A 13,970-nucleotide genomic window follows, 5' to 3' on the forward strand; every position below is an offset into this window, starting at 1 on the left:
ACCGAAGATCCGGCCGTTCAGAAGAACACGGTCGTGATGTCGGAGAGGAGGGAGATGACGACGGGGACGACGGACAGCAGCAGGAATGCCGGCAGGATGCACACACCCAACGGCAGCACGAGCTGCACGCCCAGAGCCGCGGCGGCTTCCTGCCGGCGACGGCGTGACGATGCCCGCAGCTCCTTGGCCACGGATTCGATGAGCGGTGCCGGCCCGACGCCCGAGTGTTCGGAGAATTCGAAGACCTCGAGCACCGGCAGCAGCCGGTCGTCGTCAGCGAGTTTGCGGCCGCCGATCGTCATCGCCCGCCCGATCCGCCGCAGACCCGACCGGTCGCCGGTCGCTTCGGCCGTGAGCGTCAGCGCCACGGGAATCGGCAGGCCCGAGGTCAGGCAGATCGCGACCAGATCGAGATCGAAGGCCAGCTGGTCATCGGCGACGGCACGAGCAGTCCCCGCACGGGAGTGCCCAGCCCCCGGTTCGGTGGGGGCCGCCTCGGTGATGGTGGGATCCTGTTCCTTTCCCGGCTCACCGAGGAGGCTGCGCAGGCGGCGGTCGGTCGAGCCCGCCCACAGCAGCACCGCCAGGGCGATGAAGACTCCGGTGAGCACGGGCAGCATGATCATCACCTCTGGGCTCGCCGCATCATCGTCCGCATCCACCACCGGCCGAGGACATACAGGGCCAGACCGGCGCCGATGCTCAGCTGTCCCGGCAGCCCGGTGATGAGTTCGAGGGGTCTGACCCCGATGAGCAGACCCAGGCCGATGCCGATGAGCGGCAGCCAGCTGAGCACCCGCACCGTCGACTTCGGTCCGGCCATGGCGATCCGGCGTTCGCGTTCGGCGTCGAGAGCGTCGCGTTGGGCGGCGGCGTAGCGCAGAATCATCTCGGCTGCGGGTGCTCCGGAACGTTCGGACACCGTCCACACCGCCGCCATGCCGGAGAGCACCTCGGCGGCGGGGCCGGGAAGGTCGGTGCTGTGGGCGGCGATGGCACGGCCCGGTTCCTCCCCGAGGCCGATCGCCCGCGCAATCGGTGCCAAGGCATCGTTCTGCCGGCTCAATGTCACGATCACCGCCTGTGGAGTCATCCCCACCTTGAGCAGGTGGGCGCAGTTCTCCACGGCCGCGATCGCCCACAATCGATCGGTCCGCGCATCCGGTGCCCGGCCGCCTCGGCGAAGGAATCCGGTCGCTGTCGGTCGCGGTTCGGTCTCGGCGGCGGGGTGGAGCAGTTCACGCAGCCGCGCACCCGCGTCCAAGGGCGCGGCCAAAACGATGCCCAGGGCCACGAGGACGGCGGTGGCGATGATCATCCCGCGGACTTCTGTTCGAGCACGGCTTCGAACCGGGCCAAGGCGCGCCGGTTGGCCGTCCCCGACGATGACGGCGACGGTCGGCCCCACACGGGTTCCATCACCACACCGGTGCTTCCGGTGCGGGTTGGGATCGCGAGTTCCGTGACACCGCGGTGGGAACCGGTCCGGCGCAGGTGGATGACGAGGTCGATGGCCGTGGAGAACTGGGAGAACACCGCCTCCGGCGTCATCTTCGCCAGGGCGCCGAGTGCGGCGACTCGGCTGGGCACGGCATCGGCGGTGTTCGCGTGGATCGTCGCGCACCCGCCTTCGTGTCCGGTGTTGAGTGCGGTGAGCATGTCTCGCACCTCCGCCCCGCGACACTCGCCGACGACGAGGCGGTCGGGTCGCATCCGCAAGGCGTTGCGCACAAGATCGGCCATGGTCACCTCGCCACCGCCTTCGACATTGGCCTGCCGGGCGGCGAGCGCAACGACATGCGGGTGGGTGACGATGAGCTCCCGGGAGTCCTCGACGATGACGATGCGCTGGACGTCTTCGACGAGGGAGAGCAGAGCGCCGAGGAGGACCGTCTTCCCCGTGCCCGTTCCGCCCGAGATGAGGATGTTCGCCCGTGCTGTGACCGCCTCGGTGAGCAGGGGGCTGACCTCGTCGGGGACGAATCCCTCTGCGCACAGCTGAGAAAAGGGGAACCCGGAGCGTTTGGGCACGCGGAAGGAGATCGTCGTGGTCTCCCCGGAGATGGGCGGAACGATCGCGTTCATCCGCACCCCGTCGGGCAGGCGGACATCGACATAGGGGCTGGAGTCATCGAGGCGGCGCCCGCCGAGTGCCGCCAGACGCACCGCCAGGGATCGCACTTCGTCTTCGGACCCCAATGACAGGTCGAGCAGGCGGGGTCCGTCACCGGTGTCGGAGAAGATCTCCCGCGGTCCGTTGACGAAGACGTCGGTGGTGCCGGGCACCTCGAGCACGGCCTGCAGGGGCCCGGCACCGGACAGTTGGGCCGAAAGCCGAGTGACGAGTTCGAGCAGGGCGGCAGAACCGAGCACCCGTCCGGTGCGTTGGACCGCCTCGGCGACGGCGGCCGTGGTCACCGGCCCGGGCTTGTCGAGCAGGGTCTTGCGGACATCGGCGACGAGGGAGGCATCGAGCCATTCGCTCATTCCACCCACTCCCCCAGCAGACGGTCGACGAGGCGGCCGAGGTGGGCGCCGCCGGGGATGCCCTCCCCGCGGTCGACGGCGGCGGATAGTCCTCGGTCGTCACGAATGCTTCCGGCCAGGTTCAGTCCGATCGAGTCGGCGAGGAGGTCGGCGTCGAGGCCGCCGGCCCCGGTCTCACGGACGACGAGGCGGACATCGGGGTGGGCGTGGGACAGCCGTTTCGCCACCTGGGAGGAGGCGACGGCGGAGCGGACTCGCGCCGGGGAGACGAGGAGGACATGGTGGCAGCGGCGGGTCCACTGCGGTGGGGCGTGGCGGGGCAGGTCGACGATGACGAGGTCGAAGGCCTGACCGGCAGCGGCGAGGAAGTCGTCGAAGACGTCCGGGTCGAGGTCGACGGTGTCGTCACGTCCCCAGGACAGCAGCGCGAGGCCTTCGTGGCGGGGCAGAGCGTCGGCCAGCGTCGACGGACGCAGCTGTCCGCGGGAGGCGCTGAGGTCGGTCCAGCGGGGCCCGGGCACCTGTTCGGCACCGAGGACGAGGTCGAGTCCGCCGCCGAGCGGGTCGGCATCGACGAGGACGGTGCTGACATCGGTCCCGGCTCTTCTGGCCAGGGCGCAGGCGAGCACGGAGGCACCGGCTCCCCCGCAGCCGGCGACGACGCCGACCGTGGTGCCTGGGACGTTGGGAGGTTCGATGGCCGCGATCATCCGCCCGCTCAGCCATTCTGCTGCCGCGGGCAGCACCGCCAGCTGGTCCACACCGAGGTGGGCCGCCTTCGCCCAGGTCGAACCGGGCTCGTCACCGTCGAGGACGACGAGGATTTTGTCGGCGCGGTCGGTGGCAGGAGCTTCTCGCACGTCTTCGCCGAGGAGGATCAGTGACGCTGACTGCCAGCCTCCGGAGTCGGGTGGCAGAACGGTGAGGGCGATGCCGATGCTTTCGGCGACGCGGGCGCATTCTTCGGTGATCGCGCCGAGGTCGGTGATGAGGGCTACCTGCATGGCGTGAAGCCTGCCCGCAGCACGCGGGCACCGACCAGGCCGCAAGAACCTCCTGTGGATGGGATGGCGAAGGGGCGCCTCCTGTGAGTTCGAGTCACAGGAGGCGCCCCTGTCGGTGCCGCTGGGGTCATCGCCCAGGTCAGCCGTGCTGCGCCAAGCAGCCGGTCACGCGTGGCCGGGCCCGGGGGCGCCGGCCGGTCCGTGTTTCATCCACAGCACCGGTGTGTGAGTGGATGCGCACCGGTTCAGCCGCGCTGGATTCCCTCGATGTTGCGCAGGATTCCTTCGCTGCCGTCGGTGTCGCGGACCTTGAACCAGGAACCGTTGTCCTCGAGGCTGAGGTACCAGTCGCCCGGGTAGATCGTGAACACGGGCAGCCCGGTCGTCGGATCCACGGCTTCACGCGGCTCGGGAACGGCGAACCAGAACGCCTGGACGATGGTGCGGCCGCCGTCCTGCTCGTTGCCCTGGTCGTTGCCCTGGCCCGCGTGGGTGCCGCCCTGGCCGGCATCGGCCGGAACCGGCTCATTGTCGATGGCGGTCTGAGCCACGGTGTCGTCGTCCGTGCGGTCCGATCCCGAGTTCGCCGGGTTCTCGGCCTCGGGACGGTTCCGGTAGCTGGCGACGGGCACGTACTGCGTCGGCTCTTCGCTTTCGGGAGCCTCGGTGCGCTCCGAACGGGTGGCGGTCCCGTCGGCCGCAGGGACGACGTCCTCACCGGCTGGGGTGTTCACTGCAGTCGCCTCGGAGACCCCGATGTTGGCATTGTCCTCGGCGGCGTCCGACGCAGAGGCGCCGGCCGGCTGTGAAGCCGACTCCGACTGTGATGTCGGAGACGGCTGCTCGGTCGACTCCTGCGGGGAGTCCGCCTGCTCTGCGGAGCCGGACTGCGGTGCGGAGCCTGACGGAGACTCGGAGGCGGAATCGGACGAGGAGTCCGTCACGGGCTTCGCTCCGGTGTCTCCTCCGTCGATGGCCGCGTCTTCGGCAGTTCCAACGTTCGTGTCCGAGGTCTTGGCGTTGACCTTCGACACGAGGTCGCTGCTCTCCGCCGGCGAGACGACCGTCGGTGCCTCGTCCTCCGACACTGGGGCGGAGTCCGCGGTCGCAGTGGGTTCGGCGGAGCCCTGAGCCTCGTTCGTCTCAGCAGTGTCTGAGTCCGGTGCGGCGTGGCGGCCGCGGCGACGCTCGGAGTCCGAGTGCGCTGCGGCGACCCCGGCCGCCGCAGCGCCGGCACCGATCACACCGGCGCCGGCAGCCGCTGCCCCGGCGCCTGAATGCGTCTCGTCACCGGATTCTGTCGGCTGGTCAGCACGGGCCTCGCTCTGATCGTGGCCGGCGCCGACGCCGAAGGTCTGAGTCGGCTCGCTCTGTGAGTGCTGCGGAGCGTGCGAATCTCGACGGCCGAGGTAGGTCTGTCCGTCGCCGGTGCTGTGGACCGGTCCGTCAGCGTTCGAATGCTCCGGAGAGGCCGCGAAGGCATTGCCCGAACGTTCAGCGTCCTGCTGCTGCGGCGGCGCATAGGGGTTGGGCTGCTGCGCCTCGTCGGGCTGCCCGAACCGCGGCTGGTCCGGCTGCCCGAACCGCGGCTGGTCCGGCTGCCCGAACTGCTGCTGGTCCGGCTGCTGGCCGGGCTGCCCGGAAGCGGCGAACTGGTTCTGACCGAACTGGTCGCCTCCGGTCTGATGCGGCTGACCGGCCTGACCCGGCTGACCGGGTGCACCGAATGCGGCTGCTCCGGGGTGGCCCGGTCCCGGCTGACCCTGTCCGGGCTGACCCAATCCCGGCTGACCTGCCCCGGCAGGAGCCGAACCGTAAGGAGCGAACCCGGGGCCGCCGGCGTTGCCGCCGGGAACATTGGCCACCGGCGCCGGATGCGGCGTGTGCTTGGAGACGGGACGTGCCTTCGGATGGGTTTCGATGGCTTCGCGAACGGCGAATTCCTGAGCGAAGAAGGGGATCATCGTGAAGACGCCGGCGAAGAAGGCGATCAGCGCGGCGAAGAACGTCAAGTAGGCGCCGACGTGCCACAACATGACCGAAGTGATCAGATCGACGAACGCGAAGGCGAACGCGACAGCCGATACCGCCGAGATGAATTGATCGAGGCTGAGCGAGCCCACCCGCATCCGACCGTTGCCGAGCTTATTGACGAGTACGGCCGCGACGATCAGCAGGATCGCCAGCACCTCGAAGACGAGCGGGCCGATTGTGGTGATATGCCAGTGCCACAGGGTGTGAGAGTACCCGAAATAGAAATCGCTGCGATTGGGCACGAACAGTGCGATGAACGCGAGGAGACCGGCGAACAGGAGGAAGAGGTCCCGCAGAGTCAGAGGACCGATGAGACCCGGGCCGGTCTTCTGCTTGGGTGCAGGAGCCTGACCGAACTGTCCGGGCGCGGAACCGTAGGGTCCAGGACCCGAACCATAGGGTCCGGGTGCCGAGCCGTATGGGCCAGGGCCCGAACCGTATTGTGCCGGTGCCGGCGCCGGGGCCGAACCATAGGGTCCCGGTGCCGCGGCGTTCTGGCCGGGTGCGGAACCATAGGGGCCGGGGGCGGAACCGTAGGGCCCGGGTGCGGAGCCGTAGGCCTGACCTGGTCCGGAGGCGACCGGCCCTGGACCTGATCCGTAGACGGGCGGCTGGCCGCCGGCCTGCGGTGCGTTCTGGCCTGGGTGCTGCGGGGGCTGATCCTGCCACGGATGCGGCCCGGACCCGGTTGGATGCTGCGGCGAACTCATCGCTCACTCCACTCGATCTTGGGGAAAAGGAACAGTGTTGCGGTGCCTGCACGGGACGAATCCCGACAGACTCTGCCCCCCATCCTTGCAGAACACAGGGTGCCTGCGCACTCATCTGCGCATACTGAACTGCACTCGGATCCGTCCTCGTCCCCTCGCCGAGGCGGCCCACCGTCCTCGTCGACCACACCGGCTTGCCTGTGACCTATACCACGCAATTGTCGTCATGGCTACCCCCGATTCCACCGTTCATCGGCCGAAACTGCCCGTCTTCGTCCCCGTCTGCGGGTATACAGTGCAACTAGAATTTCGATCCACCAAAGATGTCGGAGGGAAGAATGACCGAAACCACTGCCGAGCAGACCGAGACCTTTGCACCGCCTGAGCAGTTCGCGGCCAGTGCCAATGTCAAGGCCGACGAGTACGAACGTGCCGATGCCGACTACTTGAGCTTCTGGGCCGAACAGTCTCGTGAGCTCGTCGACTGGAACGCCGACTTCGGTGAGGTCCTCGACTGGACGAACCCGCCGTTCGCGAAATGGTTCGTCGGTGGCAAGCTCAACGTCGCCTACAACTGCCTCGACCGTCACGTCAACGCCGGCAACGGCGACCGTGTGGCCATCAACTTCGAAGGCGAACCGGGCGACTCCCGCTCCTACACCTACGCCGAACTCCTCGCCGAGGTGTCGAAGACGGCGAACACACTCACGGACCTGGGTGTGAAAGCGGGAGACCGGGTGGCCATCTACCTGCCGATGATCCCCGAAGCGATGATCTCGATGCTCGCCTGCGCCCGCCTCGGCGCGGCCCATTCGGTCGTCTTCGGCGGATTCTCCGCCGACGCTCTGCGCTCGCGCATCATCGACGCAGAGGCCCGCGTGGTCATCACCGCCGACGGCAGCTACCGCCGCGCCAAACCCACCAGCCTCAAGCCCGCCGTCGATGAGGCCCTGTCCGCCGGCGACACCCCTGTCGAGCATGTCCTCGTCGTCCAGCGCACCGGTCAGGACGTCGACATGGTCGACGGCCGGGACCAGTGGTGGCATGACACCGTCGGTCAGGCCAGCGACCAGCACGAATGCGAATTCTTCGACTCGGAGAACCCGCTGTTCATCCTCTACACCTCCGGCACGACCGGTCGGCCGAAGGGCATTCTCCACACCTCGGGCGGCTACCTCACCCAGGTGCTGTACTCGATGAAGGCCGTCTTCGATATCAAACCCGAGACCGATGTCTTCTGGTGCACCGCCGACGTCGGCTGGGTCACCGGGCACTCCTATGTCACCTACGGCCCACTGGCCGCGGGTGCCACCCAGATCGTCTACGAAGGCACCCCCGACACCCCGCATCAGGGCCGTTGGTGGGAGATCATCGAGAAGTACAAGGCCACGATCCTCTACGCCGCACCGACGGCTATCCGCACCTTCATGAAGTGGGGAGAGGACATCCCGGCGAAGTACGACCTGTCCAGCCTCCGCCTGCTCGGCAGCGTGGGCGAACCGATCAACCCCGAAGCCTGGCGCTGGTACCACCGTGTCATCGGTGCCGAGCGCTGCCCGATCGTCGACACCTGGTGGCAGACGGAGACCGGCGCACACATGATCGCTCCCCTGCCCGGAGTGCTCTCGACCAAGCCCGGCTCCTCCCAGCGCCCGATCCCTGGAATCTCCGTCGACGTCGTCGACGATTCGGGTGAGAACCCGGCCGGCCCCGAGGGCGGTCTCCTCGTCATCCGTCAGCCGTGGCCGGCGATGCTGCGCGGCATCTGGAAAGACCCGGAGCGCTTCAAGGAGACCTACTGGTCACGGTTCGAGGACACCTATTTCGCCGGGGACGGCGCCCGCCGCGACAAGGACGGCGACATCTGGTTCCTCGGCCGCGTCGACGATGTCATGAACGTCTCCGGGCACCGCTTGTCGACCGCGGAGATCGAATCCTCGCTCGTCGCTCATTCCAAGGTCGCCGAGGCGGCTGTCGTCGGCGCTGCGGACGACACCTCCGGTCAGGCCGTCGTCGCCTTCGTCATCGTCTCCAACGGCGTCGAGGATTCCGCTGAGACGGCCGAGGAGCTGCGCCAGCATGTGGGTAAGGACATCGGCCCGATTGCGAAGCCGAAGAAGGTCCACATCGTCACCGACCTGCCGAAGACCCGGTCGGGAAAGATCATGCGCCGTCTGCTCAAGGACGTCGCAGAGAACCGGGAGGTCGGCAACACGATGACGCTCGCCGATGCCTCGGTGATGGATGGCATCGAGAAGTCGGTGGCGAACTCCTGAGACATTCAGGGCAGACCCGCCGGTGACAGCGGACGTTCTCGAGGAACGTTCCGGCCTGGATCCGGCGGGTTTTCCTCGGATTCTCGCCGATTCGCCTTTGGCCGCAGGGCGCCTTCAGACTACTCTTAAGTTAGATTGTCCTCGTTCTCGATATAGGAGCTCCCCATGGCCGAACGGTCGATCAGCGAACTGATCAAAGGCATCAGCGACGACTCCAAAGCAGTCGCCGAGGAAGAGATTGCTCTGGCCAAGGCCGAAGCCACTGCCGGGGCGAAGAACCTGGGCATCGGCGCCGGCCTGGCCATCGTCGCCCTGTTCTTCCTCTTCCTGTCCTCCTTCATGGTGATCTTCGCCGGTGCGGCTGCGTTCCATGAGGGACTCGGCTGGCCGTGGTGGGGAAGCTTCCTCATCGTCTTCGGCATCCTCGCCGTTCTCGCGATCGTCCTCGTCCTCGTCGCCCTCCCTCTGCTGAAGAAGGGCAATCCGGTGCCGGGCACCGCGATCGGCTCGGCCAAATCGCTCATCGCTTCGGTCAAGCGCGCACTGAAGAACCCCTCGGGCCCCCGGTACTGACACCACTCCATCACTGAAACACTGAGGCGGCGCTGGACTTGAAGTCCAGCGCCGTCTCTGTCTCTGTTTCAGAAATCGATGCCGATGGGCGCTTGCTTGTCCCAGTCCCCGGCCCAGCCGAGGTGGTCAAGCGCGAAATCGAGGATGCCGGCAGTGAAGCCCCACACCTTGAGCACACCGACATCGAAGGCCGGAGTCGAGATCTTGAGGTCGGGACGGGTGAAAGTGCCGCGGTTGGCAGGAGCGACGAGATCAGCGATGGACACACGGTAGACGGAATAGGATTCGCGTTCGTCCATCACCTGCACCGCACCCGGCCGCCGCCAGTAGCCGATGACCGGGGTGACCTCGAACTTCGAGACGGGAATGTAGAGGGGGTCCATCTGTCCGAGGACCTCCACGGTGGTCGGGGCGATCCCTGCTTCCTCCTCAGCCTCACGCAGGGCGGCCGCGGCCATGGAATCGTCCTCCGGGTCACGTCCACCTCCCGGGAAGGCCACCTGCCCCGGATGATGGCGCAGGGTCGCGGCCCGCTGCAGGAGCACGATGTCGACATCATCGACCCCGAATTCGGCCAGGCGCGCGGTCTCGGCCTCACCCGCCTCGGTGCGGGGTGCTCCCCCGCGGCCGAAGAGCATAAGCACGGCGGCATCTCTGACCTGGCCCGCCTGCGAGCTCTTCTGCCTGCGCAGCCACAGAGGGGAACCGTGGGAGGTCGCGAGATCTTCGAGCTGACCGCGCAGCGCCCCGTCGGCGATGGTCGCGGACTCCGGCGGCAGGTCCGGGATGCCGGTGCTCACTGGTCGTCCTCGGAAGCGTCGGCAGTGGTCCGGGCTGTCGTTGCCGGGGCGGTCGCCTCGGCGACGGTGGCTTCCGGGGCCATTTCGAATCTGAGCATGGCGCGGGCCTTGTCGGGGTCGAGTTCGCCGATTCCGAAGGAAGGACACAGGGCCGCCAGCGGACAGGCCCCGCAGGCGGGCTTGCGGGAGTGGCAGATGCGGCGGCCGTGGAAGATCACCCGGTGGGACAGAAGGGTGAGGTCCTTCTTCGGGAACAGGGCGGCGATCTCATGTTCGGCCTTGACCGGGTCGGTCTCCTCGGTCCATCCGAAGCGGCGGGCGAGCCGACCCATGTGGGTGTCGACGGTCAGGCCGGGGGTGTCGAAGGCGTTGCCGAGGACGACGTTCGCGGTCTTGCGGCCGACCCCGGCGAGTTCGACGAGCTTGCTGAGCTTGTTCGGCACCACCCCGTCGTATTCGTCGACGAGTTCGTTCGCGAGTCTGACGATGTTGCGGGCCTTGGCGCGATAGAAGCCGGTGGAGCGGATGTGCTCCTCGACCTCGATGAGATTCGCGACGGCCAGCGAATGGGCGCCGGGGAAGGCGGCGAACAGACCCGGGGTGACCGCGTTGACGCGGATGTCGGTGGTCTGCGCGGACAGGACGGTGGCGATGAGCAGCTGGAACGGGGTCTCGAAGTCGAGTTCGCATTGTGCGTTCGGATACACCTCGGCGAGGATCCGATGGATCTTCCGGGCTCGGCGGGTCCGCCCCAGCGGGGTCTCCTTCGCGAACTTCCGCGCGCTCTTCTCTGCCACCGTCAACACGGCTCACCATCCTAATCCGTACCCAGGAATTCCGCAGTTGCCCCGCTCACATCCGTGGCTCGGGCCGACCGGGCGAATCGGGTGGGGCGGGCGGACGGGTTGTGGGAATGGCTTCAGCGTCTCAGGCGTTGGAGGCCGGTGGGACGGGTTTTCATTTTGGTGGGCCCTACTCCCGCGTCTTTGCTGGTATCGATGCAGATGACCAGGTAGATTTGTGTGTGATTATCACGACAAGGAGGAACCAGTGGATATTGAAGTGGTGCGGGGCGCGACGCTCTTCGCAGGTCTGGACGATGAAGCCACCAGTGCATTGATGAAGTTCATGAACCCGCGGAGTCTCCGTCGGGGCACCGTGCTCTTCCATGAGGGCGATGCCGGTGACGAGCTCTACATCGTCTCCTCGGGCAAGCTCAAGATCGGCCGTGAATCCTCCGATGGCCGTGAGAATCTGCTGTCCGTGGTCGGCCCCGGCGAACTCATCGGCGAGCTCAGCCTCTTCGATCCGGGCCCACGGTCCACTTCCGTCACCGCTGTCTCCCAGTCGGAGCTGCTCAGCCTCAAGCACGAGGACCTGACCACCTGGCTCAACGAGCGTCCGCAGGCCGCGATGAACCTGCTCAAGGCTTTGGCTCAGCGTCTGCGTCGGACGAATGAGACCGTCGGCGACCTCGTGTTCTCCGATGTGCCCGGTCGTGTCGCCAAGGCGCTGCTCGACCTCGCCGCCCGCTTCTCGAAGCCGGCTCCCGACGGTGTGCTCGTCGCCCACGACCTCACCCAGGAGGAGCTCGCACAGCTCGTCGGTGCCTCTCGTGAGACCGTCAACAAGGCCCTGGCCGACTTCGCCGCCCGCGGTTTCATCCGCCTCGAGGCTCGCTCCGTCGTCATCCTCGACATGGACCGGATGCGCAACCGCGCCCGCTGACCCTCTCAGCGGCCCGAGCGCCGAGCACGACGAAACGCCCCGACCGGTCGGTTGGGGCGTTTCGTCGTGTACGGGGCGTATCGCCGCGCTCGGGGCGCGTGCTGTGCGGGTGCGGCGAGCAGGTCCCGCCTGTGCTCTCAGGCGTCGTCGGCGGCGGGCAGAGCGTCGAGGTAGGCCAGTTGGGCCTTGACGATCTGTTCGGCTGCGGGACGCACGCTGACGTCGACGTCGTGGTAGACGATGTCGCACACCTCGGAAGCAGTGGTGGCACCGCGTGCGAGGGCGGCTTCGACCTGCTCGATGCGTTCGCGTCGGTGGGAGCGGTAGTAGTCGATGACCTCGGCGGGATTATCGATGCGCGGGCCGTGCGCGGGTTCGATGATCGCGTACTCCCCCGCGTCGAGCAGCGCCCTGAGACGGTCGAGGGACGCGAGATAGTCGCGGAGGGACCCCTCGGGATGAGTGACGATCGTCGTCCCCTCCCCGAGGATCGTGTCGCCGCTGTACAGCGTCCCCGCATGGATGAGGCTGATGCTGTCGCTCGTGTGGCCGGGGGTGGCCACGACGCGCAGAACGTCGGCGGCGGTGTCGCCGAAGGGGATCTCGTCGCCGTCGGACAGCGGATCCGTGTGTCGGGCGAAGCGGCCGAGCACGGCATAGACGGGCACTTCGGGGGCCCACTGTTCGATGCTTCCCAGCATCTCCGAATGGTCGGCGTGCTGGTGGGTGAGGACGATGGCGCGCAGATCACGATCAGCCACCTCGGCGAGGAAGGCCCCCCGGTGCTCTGCCAGCTCCGGGCCGGGATCGATGATCACTGCGGAGCCGTCGTCCTGGCTGGTGAGCACGTAGGTGTTCGTCCCGCTCAGGGTCATCGGGCCTGGATTGTTCGCACGGATTCTCATGAGTCCTCGTCTTCGTCGTCTGTACTGTCGTCACCGTCGTCATCGCTGCTGAATGTCAGGAAGCCGGGATTGTGGTCGTTGTCGATCTCGCCCACGGCGATCGCCCGATCACGCAGCGAACCCTTGCTGTGCGGATCCTTCCCGGTCTGGATAACGACCTTCCATTCGCCGTCGTCGTTGATGATCTCCGGCCGCAGCGGGTGGGCGTTGCGGATCTGGGCCATGGCCGCACCCACGCTCGCAACCTCGGCAAAACTTTCGACGATGAGATGGGTGGCGGCACCGATGCTGTCGGGATCGCCGCCGACCTCGGCGAGGATCTGGCCCGGGCGTTTCCATCCGCCGGAGGTCTCGTTCGGTGACAGGAAGTCGACCTCTTGGCCGAAAGGCACGGTGGCGATGAAGAACGTGGTGTCGAAGCGGTGCAACTGGGTGGGAGTGTTGATCCAGCGCAGCCATGGCTTGCACAGATCCGGGCGCAGACGCAGGTCGCGGTCGCGCAGGACCTGGGACCACGAGACCTCGTTGGAGAACAGCCGAGATCGGGTAGAGCGCCAGTCCGTCTGCGGGGCGGCCACGATCTCCCGGTCGATGTCTTCGGCGAGCAGGATTCCGGTGGCAGCGAAAGTGATGCGGGCGGCCGCGGAGAAATGGTGGAGAGCACGAGATTTGTTCTCGATGCTCAGTGCCCGGGCACAGCGGGCCGAGTTCCATCCGGCCAGGGGCAGTTTGCGCACATCACCGGGGCGCAGACTGCTGGAGGGAAACGCCCACCGGTTGCGGTCCTCGACCCCGCGGGCGTCGAGCTGCCGGGTGATGAAGAGTTCCAGACCTTCCGAGGCGTCCCGGATGAGCACGATCGCCGAGGTGGGTCGGGGCGCCTCGGGGACGGGCCACCGTCCGTCGGACTGCCAGTGGTCGAGCAGCCACCGCAATTCCGACGAGACGGCAAGGGTGCGTCCGCTAAGCGGCATCGCCTGCGACCTCGACGACGACCTCGACCTCGACGGGCGTGCCCAGAGGAAGTGTGTTCACGCCGACGGCGCTGCGAGCGTGCTGTCCGCGATCGCCGAAGATCTCTCCGTAGAGTTCGGACACGCCGTTGATGACAGCCGGCTGCTGGGTGAAATCGTCGGCAGAGTTGACGAAGCCGGTGACCTTGACGACGCGCACGACCTTGTCGAGGTCACCGATGACACCGGCGATCGCTGCCAGAGCGTTGAGCCCGGCGGTGCGGGCCAACTGGTAACCGGTGTCGACGTCGACGTCGGTGCCCAGGTGGCCTGTCGCCGGCAGTTTGCCGTCGACGACGGGCAGCTGGCCGGAGGTGTAGACATAGTTTCCGGTGCGCAGGGCGGGGACGTAGACGCCGGCGGGTACGGCGATCTCGGGCAGTTCGAGGCCCAGTTCGGCGATGCGGTCAAGGGTTTGGGACATGGTTCCTCTTTCGACG

At 67.4% G+C, this 13,970-nt stretch carries 13 protein-coding genes; 3 read left to right on the plus strand and 10 right to left on the minus strand.

The features are described from left to right. Nucleotides 1-17: 17 nt before the first annotated feature. The 5 genes from EB836_RS01160 to EB836_RS18100 all read right to left on the minus strand — a co-directional run bounded on the left by EB836_RS01160 (nucleotide 18) and on the right by EB836_RS18100 (nucleotide 6,235). Complete coding sequence (locus EB836_RS01160; RefSeq protein WP_240689527.1) at nucleotides 18-626, minus strand: type II secretion system F family protein; 609 nt, start codon at nucleotides 624-626, stop codon at nucleotides 18-20. Then, nucleotides 626-1,318, minus strand: coding sequence for a type II secretion system F family protein (locus tag EB836_RS01165; RefSeq protein WP_135537279.1), 693 nt, complete (start codon nucleotides 1,316-1,318; stop codon nucleotides 626-628). The genes EB836_RS01160 and EB836_RS01165 overlap by 1 nt, the downstream gene beginning before the upstream one ends. After that, nucleotides 1,315-2,487, minus strand: a complete 1,173-nt coding sequence (locus EB836_RS01170; RefSeq protein WP_135537280.1) for a TadA family conjugal transfer-associated ATPase — start codon at nucleotides 2,485-2,487, stop codon at nucleotides 1,315-1,317. The genes EB836_RS01165 and EB836_RS01170 overlap by 4 nt, the downstream gene beginning before the upstream one ends. Beyond that, the gene (ssd, locus tag EB836_RS01175; protein WP_135537281.1) at nucleotides 2,484-3,491 is read right to left on the minus strand and encodes a septum site-determining protein Ssd; all 1,008 of its coding nucleotides are present in this window, start codon (nucleotides 3,489-3,491) and stop codon (nucleotides 2,484-2,486) included. Before ssd ends, EB836_RS01170 begins: the two co-directional genes overlap by 4 nt. A 245-nt stretch (nucleotides 3,492-3,736) precedes the next feature. Beyond that, nucleotides 3,737-6,235 carry a hypothetical protein gene (locus EB836_RS18100; RefSeq protein WP_167854308.1) on the minus strand — a complete coding sequence of 833 codons (2,499 nt, stop codon included), beginning with the start codon at nucleotides 6,233-6,235 and terminating at the stop codon, nucleotides 3,737-3,739. 338 nt (nucleotides 6,236-6,573) lie between these two features. Here EB836_RS18100 and acs point away from each other — a divergent pair, with 338 nt between their 5' ends. Further along, nucleotides 6,574-8,511, plus strand: coding sequence for an acetate--CoA ligase (acs, locus tag EB836_RS01185; protein WP_135537282.1), 1,938 nt, complete (start codon nucleotides 6,574-6,576; stop codon nucleotides 8,509-8,511). Between the two features lie 165 nt (nucleotides 8,512-8,676). After that, nucleotides 8,677-9,084, plus strand: a complete 408-nt coding sequence (locus tag EB836_RS01190) for a phage holin family protein (protein ID WP_135537283.1) — start codon at nucleotides 8,677-8,679, stop codon at nucleotides 9,082-9,084. A gap of 68 nt (nucleotides 9,085-9,152) precedes the next feature. Here EB836_RS01190 and EB836_RS01195 read toward each other — a convergent pair whose 3' ends face one another. Beyond that, nucleotides 9,153-9,884 carry a CoA pyrophosphatase gene (locus tag EB836_RS01195; RefSeq protein ID WP_135537284.1) on the minus strand — a complete coding sequence of 244 codons (732 nt, stop codon included), beginning with the start codon at nucleotides 9,882-9,884 and terminating at the stop codon, nucleotides 9,153-9,155. Beyond that, nucleotides 9,881-10,687: an endonuclease III gene (gene nth / locus EB836_RS01200; protein WP_240689528.1), complete on the minus strand. Its 807-nt coding sequence runs from the start codon at nucleotides 10,685-10,687 to the stop codon at nucleotides 9,881-9,883. The genes EB836_RS01195 and nth overlap by 4 nt, the downstream gene beginning before the upstream one ends. Nucleotides 10,688-10,934: 247 nt before the next feature. Between nth and EB836_RS01205 the strand changes: the two genes are divergently transcribed. Next, on the plus strand, nucleotides 10,935-11,612 hold the full coding sequence (locus EB836_RS01205) for a Crp/Fnr family transcriptional regulator (RefSeq protein ID WP_135537286.1): 678 nt from the start codon (nucleotides 10,935-10,937) through the stop codon (nucleotides 11,610-11,612). A 137-nt stretch (nucleotides 11,613-11,749) separates the two neighbouring features. On the opposite strand, the gene EB836_RS01210 is transcribed toward EB836_RS01205, so the two are convergent. From EB836_RS01210 to EB836_RS01220, 3 genes are read right to left on the minus strand one after another with little or no spacing between them, the layout of a single operon-like run. Further along, nucleotides 11,750-12,517 (minus strand): MBL fold metallo-hydrolase, encoded by a 768-nt coding sequence (locus EB836_RS01210; protein ID WP_135537287.1) that lies wholly within the window; start codon nucleotides 12,515-12,517, stop codon nucleotides 11,750-11,752. After that, a complete protein-coding gene (locus EB836_RS01215) occupies nucleotides 12,514-13,491 on the minus strand; it encodes a hypothetical protein (RefSeq protein ID WP_135537288.1) in 978 nt (325 codons plus the stop codon). Before EB836_RS01215 ends, EB836_RS01210 begins: the two co-directional genes overlap by 4 nt. Further along, on the minus strand, nucleotides 13,481-13,954 hold the full coding sequence (locus EB836_RS01220; RefSeq protein WP_135537289.1) for a RidA family protein: 474 nt from the start codon (nucleotides 13,952-13,954) through the stop codon (nucleotides 13,481-13,483). Before EB836_RS01220 ends, EB836_RS01215 begins: the two co-directional genes overlap by 11 nt. Nucleotides 13,955-13,970: the final 16 nt, after the last annotated feature.

The sequence above is a fragment of the Brevibacterium sp. S111 genome, from assembly GCF_004745075.1.
In the GTDB taxonomy this organism is placed as follows: Bacteria; Actinomycetota; Actinomycetes; order Actinomycetales; family Brevibacteriaceae; genus Brevibacterium.

Coding starts and splice junctions, on each gene's coding strand:
- ssd (WP_135537281.1), bottom strand. CDS start 3,491: ATGCAGGTAGCCCTCATCACCGACCTCGGCGCGATCACCGAAGAATGC.
- EB836_RS01165 (WP_135537279.1), bottom strand. CDS start 1,318: ATGATCATCGCCACCGCCGTCCTCGTGGCCCTGGGCATCGTTTTGGCC.
- EB836_RS01215 (WP_135537288.1), bottom strand. CDS start 13,491: ATGCCGCTTAGCGGACGCACCCTTGCCGTCTCGTCGGAATTGCGGTGG.
- EB836_RS01190 (WP_135537283.1), top strand. CDS start 8,677: ATGGCCGAACGGTCGATCAGCGAACTGATCAAAGGCATCAGCGACGAC.
- acs (WP_135537282.1), top strand. CDS start 6,574: ATGACCGAAACCACTGCCGAGCAGACCGAGACCTTTGCACCGCCTGAG.
- EB836_RS01220 (WP_135537289.1), bottom strand. CDS start 13,954: ATGTCCCAAACCCTTGACCGCATCGCCGAACTGGGCCTCGAACTGCCC.
- EB836_RS01210 (WP_135537287.1), bottom strand. CDS start 12,517: ATGAGAATCCGTGCGAACAATCCAGGCCCGATGACCCTGAGCGGGACG.
- EB836_RS01160 (WP_240689527.1), bottom strand. CDS start 626: ATGATCATGCTGCCCGTGCTCACCGGAGTCTTCATCGCCCTGGCGGTG.
- EB836_RS01170 (WP_135537280.1), bottom strand. CDS start 2,487: ATGAGCGAATGGCTCGATGCCTCCCTCGTCGCCGATGTCCGCAAGACC.
- EB836_RS18100 (WP_167854308.1), bottom strand. CDS start 6,235: ATGAGTTCGCCGCAGCATCCAACCGGGTCCGGGCCGCATCCGTGGCAG.